Source organism: Pseudomonas sp. R1-43-08 (assembly GCF_003852255.1).
Lineage (GTDB): Bacteria > Pseudomonadota > Gammaproteobacteria > Pseudomonadales > Pseudomonadaceae > Aquipseudomonas.
In genome coordinates, this window is the sequence record NZ_CP027734.1 from 4214435 (window position 1) to 4230961 (window position 16527).

The 16527-nt window shown below is 54.8% G+C and carries 13 protein-coding genes, 3 tRNA genes and 3 rRNA genes; 7 read left to right on the plus strand and 12 right to left on the minus strand.

Going from position 1 to position 16527, the window contains the following annotated elements:
- Nucleotides 1-3 precede the first annotated feature (3 nt).
- From flgC to C4J87_RS19270, 4 genes are all read right to left on the minus strand, one after another.
- A complete protein-coding gene (gene flgC / locus C4J87_RS19255; protein ID WP_024076985.1) occupies nucleotides 4-447 on the minus strand; it encodes a flagellar basal body rod protein FlgC in 444 nt (147 codons plus the stop codon).
- Nucleotides 448-450: 3 nt separating this feature from the next.
- A complete protein-coding gene (gene flgB / locus C4J87_RS19260) occupies nucleotides 451-858 on the minus strand; it encodes a flagellar basal body rod protein FlgB (protein ID WP_057726450.1) in 408 nt (135 codons plus the stop codon).
- Nucleotides 859-1164: 306 nt separating this feature from the next.
- A complete protein-coding gene (gene cheR, locus C4J87_RS19265; RefSeq protein WP_124364034.1) occupies nucleotides 1165-1992 on the minus strand; it encodes a protein-glutamate O-methyltransferase CheR in 828 nt (275 codons plus the stop codon).
- Between the two features lie 43 nt (nucleotides 1993-2035).
- A complete protein-coding gene (locus tag C4J87_RS19270) occupies nucleotides 2036-2968 on the minus strand; it encodes a chemotaxis protein CheV (protein WP_124368046.1) in 933 nt (310 codons plus the stop codon).
- A 75-nt stretch (nucleotides 2969-3043) separates the two neighbouring features.
- On the opposite strand from C4J87_RS19270, the gene flgA reads away from it, so the two are divergent.
- The 4 genes from flgA to C4J87_RS19290 all read left to right on the plus strand — a co-directional run bounded on the left by flgA (nucleotide 3044) and on the right by C4J87_RS19290 (nucleotide 5638).
- A complete protein-coding gene (flgA, locus tag C4J87_RS19275) occupies nucleotides 3044-3808 on the plus strand; it encodes a flagellar basal body P-ring formation chaperone FlgA (RefSeq protein WP_124368047.1) in 765 nt (254 codons plus the stop codon).
- 141 nt (nucleotides 3809-3949) lie between these two features.
- Nucleotides 3950-4273 carry a flagellar biosynthesis anti-sigma factor FlgM gene (gene flgM / locus C4J87_RS19280; protein ID WP_124368048.1) on the plus strand — a complete coding sequence of 108 codons (324 nt, stop codon included), beginning with the start codon at nucleotides 3950-3952 and terminating at the stop codon, nucleotides 4271-4273.
- A gap of 48 nt (nucleotides 4274-4321) precedes the next feature.
- Nucleotides 4322-4792, plus strand: a complete 471-nt coding sequence (locus tag C4J87_RS19285) for a flagella synthesis protein FlgN (RefSeq protein WP_124368049.1) — start codon at nucleotides 4322-4324, stop codon at nucleotides 4790-4792.
- Nucleotides 4793-4888: 96 nt separating this feature from the next.
- Nucleotides 4889-5638, plus strand: a complete 750-nt coding sequence (locus tag C4J87_RS19290) for a flagellar brake protein (protein ID WP_124368050.1) — start codon at nucleotides 4889-4891, stop codon at nucleotides 5636-5638.
- A gap of 60 nt (nucleotides 5639-5698) precedes the next feature.
- On the opposite strand, the gene C4J87_RS19295 is transcribed toward C4J87_RS19290, so the two are convergent.
- From C4J87_RS19295 to C4J87_RS19330, 7 genes are all read right to left on the minus strand, one after another.
- Nucleotides 5699-7072: an MFS transporter gene (locus tag C4J87_RS19295; protein ID WP_124368051.1), complete on the minus strand. Its 1374-nt coding sequence runs from the start codon at nucleotides 7070-7072 to the stop codon at nucleotides 5699-5701.
- A 393-nt stretch (nucleotides 7073-7465) separates the two neighbouring features.
- Nucleotides 7466-7581, minus strand: a 5S ribosomal RNA gene (gene rrf, locus C4J87_RS19300).
- A gap of 168 nt (nucleotides 7582-7749) precedes the next feature.
- Nucleotides 7750-10641: ribosomal RNA gene (locus C4J87_RS19305) — 23S ribosomal RNA — on the minus strand.
- A gap of 249 nt (nucleotides 10642-10890) precedes the next feature.
- Nucleotides 10891-10966 (minus strand) — tRNA-Ala (locus C4J87_RS19310).
- Nucleotides 10967-10996: 30 nt separating this feature from the next.
- Nucleotides 10997-11073, minus strand: a tRNA-Ile gene (locus C4J87_RS19315).
- 82 nt (nucleotides 11074-11155) lie between these two features.
- Nucleotides 11156-12692, minus strand: a 16S ribosomal RNA gene (locus C4J87_RS19320).
- The 16S, 23S and 5S rRNA genes sit together here with 2 tRNA genes alongside, the layout of an rRNA operon.
- A gap of 542 nt (nucleotides 12693-13234) precedes the next feature.
- Nucleotides 13235-13311: transfer RNA gene (locus tag C4J87_RS19330), tRNA-Arg, on the minus strand.
- A 322-nt stretch (nucleotides 13312-13633) separates the two neighbouring features.
- Here C4J87_RS19330 and C4J87_RS19335 point away from each other — a divergent pair.
- The 3 genes from C4J87_RS19335 to C4J87_RS19345 all read left to right on the plus strand — a co-directional run bounded on the left by C4J87_RS19335 (nucleotide 13634) and on the right by C4J87_RS19345 (nucleotide 14761).
- A complete protein-coding gene (locus tag C4J87_RS19335; RefSeq protein ID WP_124368052.1) occupies nucleotides 13634-13861 on the plus strand; it encodes a hypothetical protein in 228 nt (75 codons plus the stop codon).
- Nucleotides 13862-13872: 11 nt separating this feature from the next.
- Nucleotides 13873-14052, plus strand: a complete 180-nt coding sequence (locus C4J87_RS26475) for a PA3371 family protein (protein ID WP_124368053.1) — start codon at nucleotides 13873-13875, stop codon at nucleotides 14050-14052.
- 382 nt (nucleotides 14053-14434) lie between these two features.
- Nucleotides 14435-14761, plus strand: a complete 327-nt coding sequence (locus C4J87_RS19345; protein ID WP_003193592.1) for an Arc family DNA-binding protein — start codon at nucleotides 14435-14437, stop codon at nucleotides 14759-14761.
- 100 nt (nucleotides 14762-14861) lie between these two features.
- On the opposite strand, the gene mgtE is transcribed toward C4J87_RS19345, so the two are convergent.
- Nucleotides 14862-16304 (minus strand): magnesium transporter, encoded by a 1443-nt coding sequence (gene mgtE, locus C4J87_RS19350; RefSeq protein WP_065892684.1) that lies wholly within the window; start codon nucleotides 16302-16304, stop codon nucleotides 14862-14864.
- Between the last annotated feature and the right edge of the window lie 223 nt (nucleotides 16305-16527).

Consider the following 16527-nt stretch of genomic DNA (forward strand, 5'->3'; position numbering starts at 1 on the left):
TTATCACTGACCCAGGGTCAGGACCTTCTGCATCATGGTTTTGGCGGTGTTCATCATTTCCGCGTTGGTCTGGAACGAGCGACTGGCGGAAATCATGTCGGCCATTTCCTCGACCACGTTGACGTTGGGGTAGTAGACGTAACCCTTTTCGTTCGCCGCCGGATGGTTGGGCTCGTAACGCGCCTCGAGGTTGCTCTGGTCTTCGACCACGCCCAGCACCTGTACGCCTTGACCGGCGGCATCCTGGTTCTGGAACAACGAATCACTGCCGCCGCTCTGGCCGCCCTGGAACATGGTGGCGAACACTGGATGCCGGGCGCGGTAAGTCTGGTCAATGCTCGAAGACACGGTCTCGGCGTTGGCGATGTTACTGGCGACGGTGTTCAAACGCGTGGTCTGCGCGCTCATGCCACTGCCGGCAATATTGAAAACACTGGACAGGGACATGGCTTATTCTCCACGCAGGGCTGACATCAGCCCTTTGAATTTGCTGTTGAGCAGGGTAAAGCTGGCCTGGAAATTCACCGAATTTTCGGCATAGTTCGATTGTTCCAGCTGGGCATCGACGGTGTTCTGGTCGATCGATGGCTGCATGGGCGTGCGATACAGCAGCGACTCGTCACCACTGCTCAGGCCTTGCGCTTCGATATGACGGCTGTTGGTCATGTTCAAGGCGAAGGTGCCGTTCTTGGTCTTGTCCTGCTGCGCGGCGAGCACGGCGGAGAAGTCCAGATCCCGAGCCTTGTAGTTCGGGGTATCGGCGTTGGCAATGTTGTTGGCCAGGACTTCGGCACGCTGGGCGCGGAAGCCCAGGGCTTGTTCGTGGATACCGAGCGCTTTATCGAAGCTGATGCTCATGGCGGAAACCTTTAGGCTGACCTGCTATTCGTTAACAGGGCTATAGCAAGGTGCATGCCAATCTGCGGGGGCCCCGTATATCAAGGGCTGGCGGGGAGGTTGCCGGTGGCAATGCCAGAAAAGCGGCAAGTACTTTCCGCGTGGCGTCAGTAAAGCGGCAATACGACTTGCCGCTTCCGGTGGGATGGTGGCAAAACAAATGTGGGAGGGGGCTTGCTCCCGATGGCGGTGTATCAGTGATAAAGATATCAACTGAACCACCGCCATCGGGGGCAAGCCCCCTCCCACATTTTGACTGCTTACTGCTTATTTGGCCTGGTAGATGATTCCCGGACTGCACTGCACCATCTGGTAGTGATCCGGCAATCCGTTCAAGGCTTCCGAAGCGCCGAGGAACAGATACCCGCCACGCTTGAGCGTGCCATGGATGCGCAACAGGATGTCCTTCTTCACTTCGGCCGAGAAATAAATCAGCACGTTGCGGCAGAACACCATGTCGAACTTGCCCAGGCTGGCGTAGCTGTCGAGCAGGTTGAACGAGCGGAACTCCACGCGATTCTTGATCGGCGCCTTGATCGCCCAGCGCCCTGCCCCTTTCGGATCAAAGTAGCGCTGCAGACGCTCCGGGGACAAACCCCGGCCAAGGGCCAGGCTATCGTATTCACCCGTCTTGCAGTTGGTGAGCATGGTGCCGGACAAGTCGGTCGCGACGATTTGCGCGCCGGCCTTCAACTGTCCCATGTTGGTCCGTTCGAACTCGTCGATGGACATCGAGATCGAATACGGTTCCTGCCCGGAAGAGCACGCCGCCGACCAGATACGCAGGCGCTGGCCCGGGCTGGCCTTGATGGCCGCCGGCAGCACTTTGTTCTTGAGCACCTCAAACGGGTAGGTATCGCGAAACCACAGGGTTTCGTTAGTGGTCATGGCATCGACCACCATCTCCTTGAGCCCGCTGCGCGGCTGCCCCTGGATCCGCTGGACCAACTCACCCAGGGACTTGATGCCCTGCTGTTCCATCAGTTTGTTGAGACGGCTGGATACCAGGTACTGCTTGTTTTCACCGAGCAATATGCCACAGGCTTTTTCCAGGAAGACCCGGAACTGTTCGAAATCCAAATTACCCGTAGACAATGATACCGCCTCTTAAATCGTGTGATCGCCAGGGGAAATCCCCCTAGCCGTGATCTGCTGCCTTGATCCGGTCGACTACCCGGGATGCGAGGTCATCAGGCCGGAATTTAGCCAGGAAGTCATCTGCGCCGACCTTCTTGACCATTGCCTGATTGAATACCCCCGACAACGAAGTATGCAGGATGATATGTAATTTTTGCATGCGTGGATCGTTGCGTATTTCAGCTGTAAGGGTATAGCCGTCCATTTCCGGCATTTCAATGTCGGAGATCATCATCAGAAATTCTTCTTCCGGCTTCTTGCCCTCATCGACCAACTTGCGCAGGTAATCCAAGGCTTGGCGTCCGTCATTGAGGGCCACCACATCGACGCCGATGGTTTGCAGGCAGCGCGTGACCTGCTTGCGGGCGACAGAGGAGTCGTCCACGGTCAACACGCGCAGGGACACCGCCTTGTGCGCTGTCTCGGCATCCACCACACCGACCGAGATGGTCTCCGACGTGGGCGCCACTTCGGCGAGGATTTTCTCTACGTCGATGATTTCCACCAACTGGTTATCAACCCGCGTCACGGCCGTCAGGTAATGATCGCGTCCGGTGCCCTTGGGCGGCGGATGGATCTCTTCCCAGTTCATATTGACGATACGTTCCACCGAGCGCACCAGGAACCCCTGGGTCTTGGTGTTGTATTCGGTAATGATGACGAACGGGCTCTGACGGTCCTGCAAACCAGCGGAGCCGGTGGCCATTGCCAAATCAAGAATCGGAATGGTTGCGCCACGGATATTGGCTACGCCGCATACCACCGGACTGGATTTAGGCATGATCGTTAGCTTGGGGCACTGCAACACTTCCCGCACTTTGAACACGTTAATGCCGTACAGCTGCTTGCCGTCCAGGCGAAATAGCAACAACTCCAGGCGATTCTGCCCTACCAGCTGTGTGCGCTGGTTTACTGAATCCATTACTCCTGCCATGCCCAGACTCCTAAATCCCAGAGGTACGATGCGTACCCAACACTAAACGGCACGAGCTTTGCAATTTGCTTGGCTATGGATATTAAAATGACAGTTTCCCGACGTCCAAGCCGCCCAAAGTACCGCAGACTGCTCTGCGCCGCGATGGCGCTGCTTGTCTGGGGCGTGGGCGTTACGGCTCGTGCCGACAACGTCACCCTGCCTGATCTACTTATCGGCGTCACCCAGGGCTTTCTTGAATTCACTGTAGAAGATTATCTGGCAACCACCCAGACACCGGGGCGCTATGAAATCCAGGTCAACCCATTGGACCCGCGCCTGCGCCTGCCAATGTGTGACAAGGAATTGACAGCCACCCTGGAAAGCCCCGCCCAGCCCATCGGTCGGGTAACCGTTAAAGTCCGCTGTGAGAGCGCCTCCCCCTGGACGGTGTTTGTGCCGGCCCAGGTCAAATTGTTCCGCGACGTAGTCGTGGTGGCGCGCCCTTTGAAGCGCACCGGCATTATTGGCTATGACGATGTTGTGCTGCGTGAGCGGGATATCAGCCTGATCAACCAGGGTTACCTGACCTCCCTGGACCAGGCTATCGGGCAGCGACTCACCCGACCAATGGTCACCGATCAGGTGATCACGCTGGTGCATCTGGAGCAGGCGGAGGTGATTCGCAAGGGTGACCAAGTGGTGATTTCCGCCAGCAGCGGCGGGTTGAACGTAAGAATGCCGGGGGAAGCGCTGTCCAATGGTGGTATGAGCGAACAGATCCGGGTCAAGAACCTCAACTCCAACCGTGTGATCAAGGCACGGGTGACGGCCCCCGGCCAAGTCGAGGTGGCGCTATAGATGACTGGAATCAATTGCCCGCTTTTCCTACACTGTGGGTTGGATGCCGCGCCGTACAGGTTTATTGTCACTAAAGCCTAAAGTTTGTTTGGGTATGGCCGAAAACATGGCAAGCGTCCACTACCCAGAGGTTTTTTTATCATGGTCATTGATTTCAATCGTTTGAACAGCACTCAGCCCTTACCAGGCAACACGCGCACCAACGGTACCAAGGACAGCGTAGAAGCCAAGTCCCAGCCCTTGCCCGCCAAGGCAGAGCAAGCAAGCGCGAGCCAGAGTGGGGAATCGGTACACCTGAGCAATGAGGCTCAACAGTTGCAGAAGGTCACTGACTCGCTGCGCGATCAACCGATTGTCAATAAAGCCCGTGTGGCCGAGTTGAAACAGGCAATCGCCGATGGCACTTATACGGTCGACAGCAACCGTGTAGCCAGCAAGCTGCTTAACTTCGAAGCCGAGCGCTAGGCAAAGGCCTGCGCTGGGCTTCTGGACGCTTAAAACCCAAGGCCAGCCATGCACCACGACGAACATTTGCTTCAACTGATCATTGATGATCTGGCGCCGACGCAGCAATTGCTCGAGCTGCTCAAAGAGGAATCCCTGGCCCTGTATGGCCGGGATATGCCTTTGCTCGAAGAAATACTGGCGCGCAAACAGTCGCTGATTGTGCTGCTCGAACAGCACGGCAAGAAGCGCAGCGAAATCCTCACCAGCCTGGGCCTGCCCGCCGATCACGACGGCCTGGCACAGCTGGCGAGTCATTCTTCGGTCGGCGATCAATTGCTGGCGCAAAGCAAAGAACTCAATCAGTTGCTCGCCCAGTGCCAGGAAGCCAATCTGCTCAACGGCCAGTCGATCCAGCTTCAGCAAGCCACCACCGCCAACCAGTTACGCATCCTTCACGGCGGCGAGCCACCGGCCCTGTATAACGCCCAAGGTTCCACTTCACGCCTGGTCAAGCCAAGCACCCGCAGCCAAGCCTGACGCCGGTTTACAGCGCGAGCTATCCAAGGTGCGCTACATACTGGCAAAATGCCGGTTCTTGCGTGTAGTCGTATTTTGCCTGGAGATGGAACAACTGTGTTCAACGCCCTTAATGCGGAAGATGCACCGCAGCCACCGAAGGTCCTCACCACGCCTCTGGAAATCGCCAGCACTTTGCGAATGCTCCAGGAAAGCCATGATCCATTGATCATCACTTTCCACGAACGCAGCCAACGCTTCCAAAGCTATCTGGTGGATATCGATCGGGATAACAAGACGCTGGCACTGGACGAAATGATCCCGCGCGATGGTGAACGTTACCTGGAAAATGGCGAGCCCTTCCGCATCGAGGGTTTCCATGATGGCGTGCGGGTCGCCTGGGAGAGTAACGGCACGCTGAGCATCAGCGAAAAAGACGGCCACCGTATCTACACTGGCAGCATGCCCGGCGAGGTGGTTTACCATCAACGTCGTAACGCATTTCGCGCTGCATTGAAGCTGGCGCAATTGGTGAACATCGAACTGGGCGGCGAGAAGCTCAAGGCACCGTTCAACGGCAAGCTGCTGGATATCTCGGCCACCGGATGCAAATTGCGCTTTGAAGGCGACATTTCCGACCGCTTGCAGCTGGGCCAAGTCTATGACCGTTTTGTCGCCGCGCTGCCGTTCGGCAACATGACCACCGCTGTCGAGCTGCGTTACCTGCATTTCGAAGACAAGATCAATACCACCTTCGCGGGTGTGCGCTTCCATAACATGAGCGGCCTGGTGCAGCGCCAGGTGGAGCGTTTTGTGTATCAACTGCAGCGCGAAGCTCGACGCTTCGACAAGGATGACGATTTTTAAGCCTTGGACGCAGCTGTAAAAAAACGGGCAGATCCTGATGGGATCTGCCCGTTTTTTCGTTCAGGGGCGTGCCCTGCTCAAATCATGGGGATGATCGTCCGGGTCCGTTGGCTCCGGTGGCGTCTGCGCAGCCGGCTCGTCCACCGTGGGTTCGGGCTCTGGCTCAGGAACAGTGGCCTGCATCTGCTCCTGTACCACCTGCTCATCTACCCGTGGGTCAAGAGCGGCCACCAACGGCGAACTGGACATGCTGTCAGGCATCGCCACGTGATGCAGCGGCGCATCGTCTACCTGGTGCAGGTTAGTCACCGCCTTCGGCCGAATACGCCATACCAGGATCAACGCACACAAACTGAAGAAGGCGTACAGCATCTGGCTGCCGAACAGCTTCATCAGCACGCCCGCCAGAAGCGGCCCGATACTGGCCCCAATGCCGTAAGTCACCAGCAACATAGCGGTCAGCGACACCCTGCGATCACCTTCCACATGGTCGTTGGAAAACGCCACTGCCAACGGGTAAAGACAAAACTGCACGAGTGAACATAGGAAGCCCGCCACGAACAGCATTTCCAGAGGGACCTGGGTCATGATCGCCAGAGGCAACGCCGCCACCGCCAAACACAAGGCAAAGCAGCGAATCAGCAGTGCGCGGTCATAGCGGTCCGACAACCAGCCCAGCGGCCACTGCACGAGCAGTCCCGCGAAAATACAGGAGCCCATGAACAAACCGACCTGTTCGGTCGTCAACCCCTGCTGGGAGGCATAGAGCGGTGCCAAGCCATAGAAAGAGCCGACGATCAGCCCTGCCCCCAGCACTGTGCTGAGCGACTGGGGCACACGCTTGATAAAGAAACGCGGCTCCATCGGCGCCGGGTGCAATGGTGCCGGGTGAATGCGGCGGGTCATGGCCACCGGCACCAGGCACAGGGCGAAGCACAGCGCCACCAGCATCAGCAGTTCAAGACCCAGGTGGGGATGCATGACTAGGATCAGTTGGCCCAGCACCAGACCGAGGTAGGAGGCGATCATGTAGCCGCTGAACACTACGCCGCGCTGCTTGGCATCGGCCTGCTCGTTGAGCCAGCTTTCGATGACCATGTACTGGCACATCATTCCCAGGCCCACAATCACCCGCAGTACGATCCACGCCGGTAGCCAATCGATCAAGCCATGACCCAGCACGGCCGCGCCGACGATACCGGCGCAGGTCGCGTAGGCGCGTATATGCCCGACACGCGCAATCAAACGGTGTCCGATCTTGCCGCCCAGCACCAGGCCAAAGTAGTTGGCCGCCATCAGCGCACCGACCCACAGGCTATCGACGTTATCCGCCGCCAAACGCAAGGCCAGATAAGTACTGAGCAGGCCGGAGCCGATCAGCATCATCAAGGAGGCGAAATAAAGGGCTCGAAAAGATTTCCAGATTTGGCGCATCGGCGTTCCGAGCGGCTCCTTGCAGTGAGGGGACAGGGCTATCGGCATGATAGTCCGCAGTGGTCGGGTCCGGACAGGCGGCATGAGCCGTTTCCGGGATTATTTTGCTTAACCGTTCAGACGCTGTATGCGTGTCTGCGAGGTACATGAAGTGGAGATAAATATACAACGCACCATCTGTGAACCTTGATCATAGCCAAGGTTCGACTGGTCTTTGGGTATCTGCCATAAAAGGCCAGAATAGAGCGCTCTATAGGATATAGAGCCTTACCGGTACGTTCGCATTGGCGTCGGCGATCTCGCGAGCAGGCTGGCGTTTGCAAGAGGTGTGAGGGTTTTGACCGCCAAAAACAAAACCCCATCTGCTTTCGCAAATGGGGTTTCGGAATTTAATCTTGACGATGACCTACTCTCACATGGGGAAACCCCACACTACCATCGGCGATGCATCGTTTCACTACTGAGTTCGGGATGGGATCAGGTGGTTCCAATGCTCTATGGTCGTCAAGAAATTCGGGTACTGAGTCGTGACCATGTGGCCTCGCTTCAGCAAATTGGGTATGGGATAGAAGTCAGTGTTTTGTGAGCATCGAACTTTCGGTTCATTGCGTCTTCACACACCGCAATCTGGCCTCTTTCGTCTTTCAACTAGGAGCAACAAATTGCTTGGGTGTTATATGGTCAAGCCTCACGGGCAATTAGTATTGGTTAGCTCAACGCCTCACAGCGCTTACACACCCAACCTATCAACGTCGTAGTCTTCGACGGCCCTTCAGGGGACTCAAGGTCCCAGTGAGATCTCATCTTGAGGCTAGTTTCCCGCTTAGATGCTTTCAGCGGTTATCTATTCCGAACATAGCTACCCGGCAATGCCACTGGCGTGACAACCGGAACACCAGAGGTTCGTCCACTCCGGTCCTCTCGTACTAGGAGCAGCCCCTCTCAAATCTCAAACGTCCACGGCAGATAGGGACCGAACTGTCTCACGACGTTCTAAACCCAGCTCGCGTACCACTTTAAATGGCGAACAGCCATACCCTTGGGACCGGCTTCAGCCCCAGGATGTGATGAGCCGACATCGAGGTGCCAAACACCGCCGTCGATATGAACTCTTGGGCGGTATCAGCCTGTTATCCCCGGAGTACCTTTTATCCGTTGAGCGATGGCCCTTCCATACAGAACCACCGGATCACTAAGACCTACTTTCGTACCTGCTCGACGTGTCTGTCTCGCAGTCAAGCGCGCTTTTGCCTTTATACTCTACGACCGATTTCCGACCGGTCTGAGCGCACCTTCGTACTCCTCCGTTACTCTTTAGGAGGAGACCGCCCCAGTCAAACTACCCACCATACACTGTCCTCGATCCGGATAACGGACCTGAGTTAGAACCTCAAAGTTGCCAGGGTGGTATTTCAAGGTTGGCTCCACGCGAACTGGCGTCCACGCTTCAAAGCCTCCCACCTATCCTACACAAGCAAATTCAAAGTCCAGTGCAAAGCTATAGTAAAGGTTCACGGGGTCTTTCCGTCTAGCCGCGGATACACTGCATCTTCACAGCGATTTCAATTTCACTGAGTCTCGGGTGGAGACAGCGCCGCCATCGTTACGCCATTCGTGCAGGTCGGAACTTACCCGACAAGGAATTTCGCTACCTTAGGACCGTTATAGTTACGGCCGCCGTTTACCGGGGCTTCGATCAAGAGCTTCGCGTTAGCTAACCCCATCAATTAACCTTCCGGCACCGGGCAGGCGTCACACCCTATACGTCCACTTTCGTGTTTGCAGAGTGCTGTGTTTTTAATAAACAGTCGCAGCGGCCTGGTATCTTCGACCGGCATGAGCTTACGGAGCAAGTCCTTCACCCTCACCGGCGCACCTTCTCCCGAAGTTACGGTGCCATTTTGCCTAGTTCCTTCACCCGAGTTCTCTCAAGCGCCTTGGTATTCTCTACCCAACCACCTGTGTCGGTTTGGGGTACGGTTCCTGGTTACCTGAAGCTTAGAAGCTTTTCTTGGAAGCATGGCATCAACCACTTCGTCGTCTAAAAGACAACTCGTCATCAGCTCTCGGCCTTAGAATCCCGGATTTACCTAAGATTCCAGCCTACCACCTTAAACTTGGACAACCAACGCCAAGCTGGCCTAGCCTTCTCCGTCCCTCCATCGCAATAACCAGAAGTACAGGAATATTAACCTGTTTTCCATCGACTACGCTTTTCAGCCTCGCCTTAGGGACCGACTAACCCTGCGTCGATTAACGTTGCGCAGGAAACCTTGGTCTTTCGGCGTGGGTGTTTTTCACACCCATTGTCGTTACTCATGTCAGCATTCGCACTTCTGATACCTCCAGCAAGCTTCTCAACTCACCTTCACAGGCTTACAGAACGCTCCTCTACCGCATCACTTACGTGATACCCGTAGCTTCGGTGTATGGTTTGAGCCCCGTTACATCTTCCGCGCAGGCCGACTCGACTAGTGAGCTATTACGCTTTCTTTAAAGGGTGGCTGCTTCTAAGCCAACCTCCTAGCTGTCTAAGCCTTCCCACATCGTTTCCCACTTAACCATAACTTGGGGACCTTAGCTGACGGTCTGGGTTGTTTCCCTTTTCACGACGGACGTTAGCACCCGCCGTGTGTCTCCCATGCTCGGCACTTGTAGGTATTCGGAGTTTGCATCGGTTTGGTAAGTCGGGATGACCCCCTAGCCGAAACAGTGCTCTACCCCCTACAGTGATACATGAGGCGCTACCTAAATAGCTTTCGAGGAGAACCAGCTATCTCCGAGCTTGATTAGCCTTTCACTCCGATCCACAGGTCATCCGCTAACTTTTCAACGGTAGTCGGTTCGGTCCTCCAGTTAGTGTTACCCAACCTTCAACCTGCCCATGGATAGATCGCCCGGTTTCGGGTCTATTCCCAGCGACTAGACGCCCTATTAAGACTCGCTTTCGCTACGCCTCCCCTATTCGGTTAAGCTCGCCACTGAAAATAAGTCGCTGACCCATTATACAAAAGGTACGCAGTCACCCAACAAAGTGGGCTCCCACTGCTTGTACGCATACGGTTTCAGGATCTATTTCACTCCCCTCTCCGGGGTTCTTTTCGCCTTTCCCTCACGGTACTAGTTCACTATCGGTCAGTCAGTAGTATTTAGCCTTGGAGGATGGTCCCCCCATATTCAGACAAAGTTTCTCGTGCTCCGTCCTACTCGATTTCATGACTAAGAGATTTTCGCGTACAGGGCTATCACCCACTATGGCCGCACTTTCCAGAGCGTTCCGCTAATCTCAAAGCCACTTAAGGGCTAGTCCCCGTTCGCTCGCCACTACTAAGGGAATCTCGGTTGATTTCTTTTCCTCAGGGTACTTAGATGTTTCAGTTCCCCTGGTTCGCTCCATACACCTATGTATTCAGTGTAAGGTAACCATCTTATGATGGCTGGGTTCCCCCATTCAGACATCTCCGGATCAAAGTCTGTTTGCCGACTCCCCGAAGCTTTTCGCAGGCTACCACGTCTTTCATCGCCTCTGACTGCCAAGGCATCCACCGTATGCGCTTCTTCACTTGACCATATAACCCCAAGCAATCTGGTTATACTGTGAAGACAACATTCGCCGAAAATTCGATCATACTCAATTAAGAGCGACTCACAAATTTTACCTTAGCCTGAGCCGTTACCAGTGAAAGTAACGTCCAGTCTATCTTTCTATCACATACCCAAATTTTTAAAGAACGAACTAGTCAAAGACTAGAAATCAACATTCACCATCACAACGATGGAATGCTCATTTCTAAGCTTTCTACAAACAGAAGCAGTAGTGGTGGAGCCAAACGGGATCGAACCGTTGACCTCCTGCGTGCAAGGCAGGCGCTCTCCCAGCTGAGCTATGGCCCCGTATTTCTACAGGCGTTTCCCACACAAAATTGGTGGGTCTGGGCAGATTCGAACTGCCGACCTCACCCTTATCAGGGGTGCGCTCTAACCAACTGAGCTACAGACCCAATTTCGGGCTGCTTCTTTTCGTCTTCTTCAATGAATCAAGCAATTCGTGTGGGAACTTATGGAGCAGCTGATGTCGTCGATTAAGGAGGTGATCCAGCCGCAGGTTCCCCTACGGCTACCTTGTTACGACTTCACCCCAGTCATGAATCACACCGTGGTAACCGTCCTCCCGAAGGTTAGACTAGCTACTTCTGGTGCAACCCACTCCCATGGTGTGACGGGCGGTGTGTACAAGGCCCGGGAACGTATTCACCGCGACATTCTGATTCGCGATTACTAGCGATTCCGACTTCACGCAGTCGAGTTGCAGACTGCGATCCGGACTACGATCGGTTTTCTGGGATTAGCTCCACCTCGCGGCTTGGCAACCCTCTGTACCGACCATTGTAGCACGTGTGTAGCCCAGGCCGTAAGGGCCATGATGACTTGACGTCATCCCCACCTTCCTCCGGTTTGTCACCGGCAGTCTCCTTAGAGTGCCCACCATAACGTGCTGGTAACTAAGGACAAGGGTTGCGCTCGTTACGGGACTTAACCCAACATCTCACGACACGAGCTGACGACAGCCATGCAGCACCTGTCTCAATGTTCCCGAAGGCACCAATCCATCTCTGGAAAGTTCATTGGATGTCAAGGCCTGGTAAGGTTCTTCGCGTTGCTTCGAATTAAACCACATGCTCCACCGCTTGTGCGGGCCCCCGTCAATTCATTTGAGTTTTAACCTTGCGGCCGTACTCCCCAGGCGGTCAACTTAATGCGTTAGCTGCGCCACTAAGAGCTCAAGGCTCCCAACGGCTAGTTGACATCGTTTACGGCGTGGACTACCAGGGTATCTAATCCTGTTTGCTCCCCACGCTTTCGCACCTCAGTGTCAGTGTTGGTCCAGGTGGTCGCCTTCGCCACTGGTGTTCCTTCCTATATCTACGCATTTCACCGCTACACAGGAAATTCCACCACCCTCTACCACACTCTAGTCAGTCAGTTTTGAATGCAGTTCCCAGGTTGAGCCCGGGGATTTCACATCCAACTTAACAAACCACCTACGCGCGCTTTACGCCCAGTAATTCCGATTAACGCTTGCACCCTCTGTATTACCGCGGCTGCTGGCACAGAGTTAGCCGGTGCTTATTCTGTCGGTAACGTCAAAACAATCACGTATTAGGTAACTGCCCTTCCTCCCAACTTAAAGTGCTTTACAATCCGAAGACCTTCTTCACACACGCGGCATGGCTGGATCAGGCTTTCGCCCATTGTCCAATATTCCCCACTGCTGCCTCCCGTAGGAGTCTGGACCGTGTCTCAGTTCCAGTGTGACTGATCATCCTCTCAGACCAGTTACGGATCGTCGCCTTGGTGAGCCATTACCTCACCAACTAGCTAATCCGACCTAGGCTCATCTGATAGCGCAAGGCCCGAAGGTCCCCTGCTTTCTCCCGTAGGACGTATGCGGTATTAGCGTCCGTTTCCGAACGTTATCCCCCACTACCAGGCAGATTCCTAGGCATTACTCACCCGTCCGCCGCTCTCAAGAGAAGCAAGCTTCTCTCTACCGCTCGACTTGCATGTGTTAGGCCTGCCGCCAGCGTTCAATCTGAGCCATGATCAAACTCTTCAGTTCAAACATCTTTGGGTTTTTAAGAAACCCTAAACTTGGCTCAGCAATCGTTGGTTACATCTTTGATTTCTCGCGGAGTAACTTGTGATGCTGATAATCTTGTTGACTATCAGTCTGACTCCACAAGCACCCACACGAATTGCTTGATTCAGTTGTTAAAGAGCGGTTGGTTAAGAGCTATTCGTCTCAACCGAGGCGCGCATTCTACAGCAGCCTCACTTGCTGTCAAGCGGTTATTTTCAGAAGTTTTCGAAGAATTCTTCAACAACTTCAACCACTTGCGCTTGCGATCTCTCGTAAGCGGGAGGCGAATTCTACAGCTTTAAGCAGGAGCGTCAAGCAGTTAAATCGAAAACCTGAGAATTCTTTTCCATCCCACCGCCCTTCTATATAGAGGAAACAAAAGGACGACCCAGGGACCATCGCGATTCGATTGCCCACCGACCAGCAACTGAATACCGCCGCACTTCTCACGGCTACAGTCAGGAAGCTAAGGAAGCGATTGATTTGATATTGACGAACGCAACAAGACAACAACTGAGGGATGGTGTCCCAGGGCCGGTTCGAACGGCCAACCTTCCCCTTAGGAGGGGGATGCTCTATCCAATTGAGCTACTGGGACAAATCGCAATCGACAAGCCAAAGGCTCAACGACGGACGGCGTGCATGTTAACGGGCAAGGTAGTTTTTGTCATGTCATCCCTTGGCTTTTTGATCGTAAGCCAACGCTTGCAAGCATGCGGTAGCGCAGCCCAATACAATCCGGGCGGCCTATGCCGTCGTGCAAAATGCACTCCCCCAAAGTGCCATCATTGCAAATTGCACTATACGACTCCCCATAAACCAAGATAACCCATTGATTATACTGAATAAATCAGTTGGCACGCGACCTGCAACACTTCTCCCATAAACCCATTTGGCCAAGGCATACGGAGAAGAAGACTATGAACAGCGCCCTATTACTCGCCCTCAACGCAATGGCACTGGCTGCGCTGGTAACTTTTCATTTCTTCCCAGCCAAATTGCAAGACCCGGCTCAAATCACCCAGGCCGTACCGCACCACCTGCAGCAAAGACCACAGCTGGCGGTGATGACAGCCGACCCTCAATCCCCTATTCGCTTAACCCAAGGCACCCAAGCCACCCCAACATCCGAACACTGGGTTTTCTGAGAGCGCTACTCATGTCCAAATCTGCATGGTTTTTTTTGTGCCTGACGCTCGCAACCCCCCTACTGGGCTTAAGTAATGCTATGCAAAACACTCGCACCCTGGCGTTCATCGCCAGTGCTGTTTTTGGATGCCTCCTGATCCTGACGCTCGCCCTCGGGCGGCGGATAAAATTCGACCCCATACTGCGCTAATCCCCCTCCAGCCCGACCTTATGTCGCTTTGCGCTAGCAAATCAGCAAACTGCCACTACCCTTACAGATGAGGGCAAAAGGCCATGTTGCTTGGGTGTGCGCTCTTCAACCCGATTTCGGATAAGGCTTGCGCGAAGATCAGGAATACCCGACCCAACGCGAAAACTTTTCCAACCAGTCCGCAAAAATGCAAATCAGTGCTGGCATAAAGCCTTTAGGCGGTTCAATATTTGTCACAGAATTGACGCCAAGGAAATGTCAAATCTGAGGCATGATGCGGCCTCTTTGCAATTCGGGTTGAACTTTGGTCGTGAGCCTTGTCTTAACACTCATCTTGCGGCCAATTCCAAAAACCGCTCCCCTGAACTAACCGGTTAAATATATGCGCCCATTGAAACAGGCAATTTATTCCAGCCGTACGGCTGACAAGTTCGTCGTACGTCTGCCAGACGGAATGCGGGAACGCATTGCCGAGGTGGCTCGCAATCATCATCGCAGCATGAACTCCGAAATCATCGCTCGCCTGGAACAGAGCCTTATTCAGGAAGGTGCCTTGGGTGAAGAGTTGAGCATGCGCCTGGACAGCCCAGAGCTGTCACTGCACGAACGCGAACTGCTGCAGCGTTTTCGTCAGCTTTCCCACCGCCAGCAAAATGCTCTCGTCTCGCTGATCGCGCACGACGTAGAGGCGGCCGCAGAAGCCAATTGATTTGCAGCTGAAAGCCGAAGCCAGCCATGTGCTGGCTTTTTTTTGCGTGGGAGTTGAGCAAGAAAGCAATGCGAGGGCAGATTTGCCCCCGCAGGAAAGGTCAGAGCAGGAAGATCGTAGCCAAGCCCAGGAAGATGAAGAAGCCACCACTGTCAGTCATGGCCGTGATCATCACGCTGGCCCCCATGGCAGGATCGCGCCCCAGACGCGCCAGGGTCATAGGGATCAAAACCCCCATGAGGGCAGCCAGAAGCAAATTGAGGGTCATTGCAGCGGTCATCACCACACCCAGCGACCAACTGCCATATAGCAAGTAAGCCACCACGCCGATTACCCCTCCCCACACCAGGCCGTTGATGAGCCCCACGGCCAGCTCCTTGCGCAGCAGACGCGAAGAGTTGGCGGTACTGACCTGATCCAGCGCCATGGCGCGTACGATCATGGTGATGGTCTGGTTACCGGAGTTACCGCCGATGCCGGCCACAATCGGCATCAACGCCGCCAGGGCCACCAACTTTTCGATGGAGCCCTCGAACAGCCCGATCACGCGGGAGGCGATAAATGCAGTAATCAGGTTAACGGCCAACCAAGCCCAACGGTTGTGCAGCGACCGCCAGACTGACGCGAAAATATCTTCCTCTTCACGCAAACCCGCCATGTTGAGGACTTCGGTTTCACTCTCTTCGCGAATAAGGTCAACGATTTCGTCAATCGTCAAACGGCCGATCAACTTGCCGTTCTTGTCCACCACCGGGGCAGAGATCAAGTCGTAACGCTCAAAAGCCTGGGCTGCGTCGTAGGCATCTTCATCCGGGTGAAAGCTCACGGTATCGCTGGCCATCAGGTCAGCAACTCTCTTCTCCGGATCATTTACCAGCAGGCGCTTGATGGGCAATACGCCCTTGAGAATGCCTTCATAGTCGACCACAAACAGCTTGTCGGTATGCCCCGGCAGCTCTTTGAGACGGCGCAGGTAGCGCAGTACCACTTCCAGGCTGACGTCTTCGCGGATGGTGACCATCTCGAAGTCCATCAGCGCGCCGACCTGGTCTTCATCATAAGACAGTGCGGAACGCACACGCTCACGCTGCTGAGTGTCCAACGCCTCCATCAGCTCATGAACAACATCGCGCGGCAATTCAGGCGCCAGGTCGGCCAGCTCGTCCGCATCCATCTCCTTGGCCGCAGCCAGGAGCTCATGATCGTCCATGTCGGCGATCAGGGTTTCACGGACCGAATCAGATACTTCAAGGAGAATGTCGCCGTCGCGATCAGCCTTGACCAACTGCCAGAGCGTCAGGCGATCATCCAGCGGCAAGGCTTCGAGAATATAAGCAACGTCGGCGGAGTGCAGGTCATCGAGTTTGCGTTGCAGCTCGACGAGATTTTGCCGGTGAACCAGGTTTTCGACGCGGTCGTGGTGCGGTCCTTCCTGGCGGTGCGTGAGGTCTTCGACCACGCGCTGGCGCTGCAGCAGCTCGATAACTTGAGCCAGGCGATCCTGCAGGCTTTCTTGTGTTTTCTTTACTTCTACTTCGGTCATAGGCGAACTCCACTCCCAGCAGCGGAGCGCGCCGGAAGGATCAATCAGTCAATTCATGATTGGTAAAGCGGGATACTGAGTAACTACTGGGTAAGTCCATGGAGGCATTCCACAAGCCCCGGCGGGGCTGACCGGCGCATGATACACCGCTCGGCCGCTTTTAACGTCAAAAAAAAACTGGAAAGAACAAGCGCTTGCAAGCCAAAGCTGAGTGCTGGCTACA

Bases quoted from the DNA above. Each gene is read 5' to 3' on its own strand.
- flgC (WP_024076985.1), bottom strand. From the start codon at position 447: ATGTCCCTGTCCAGTGTTTTCAATATTGCCGGCAGTGGCATGAGCGCG.
- flgB (WP_057726450.1), bottom strand. From the start codon at position 858: ATGAGCATCAGCTTCGATAAAGCGCTCGGTATCCACGAACAAGCCCTG.
- C4J87_RS19270 (WP_124368046.1), bottom strand. From the start codon at position 2,968: ATGGCAGGAGTAATGGATTCAGTAAACCAGCGCACACAGCTGGTAGGG.
- flgA (WP_124368047.1), top strand. From the start codon at position 3,044: ATGGATATTAAAATGACAGTTTCCCGACGTCCAAGCCGCCCAAAGTAC.
- flgM (WP_124368048.1), top strand. From the start codon at position 3,950: ATGGTCATTGATTTCAATCGTTTGAACAGCACTCAGCCCTTACCAGGC.
- C4J87_RS19285 (WP_124368049.1), top strand. From the start codon at position 4,322: ATGCACCACGACGAACATTTGCTTCAACTGATCATTGATGATCTGGCG.
- C4J87_RS19295 (WP_124368051.1), bottom strand. From the start codon at position 7,072: ATGCGCCAAATCTGGAAATCTTTTCGAGCCCTTTATTTCGCCTCCTTG.
- C4J87_RS19335 (WP_124368052.1), top strand. From the start codon at position 13,634: ATGAACAGCGCCCTATTACTCGCCCTCAACGCAATGGCACTGGCTGCG.
- C4J87_RS26475 (WP_124368053.1), top strand. From the start codon at position 13,873: ATGTCCAAATCTGCATGGTTTTTTTTGTGCCTGACGCTCGCAACCCCC.
- C4J87_RS19345 (WP_003193592.1), top strand. From the start codon at position 14,435: ATGCGCCCATTGAAACAGGCAATTTATTCCAGCCGTACGGCTGACAAG.
- mgtE (WP_065892684.1), bottom strand. From the start codon at position 16,304: ATGACCGAAGTAGAAGTAAAGAAAACACAAGAAAGCCTGCAGGATCGC.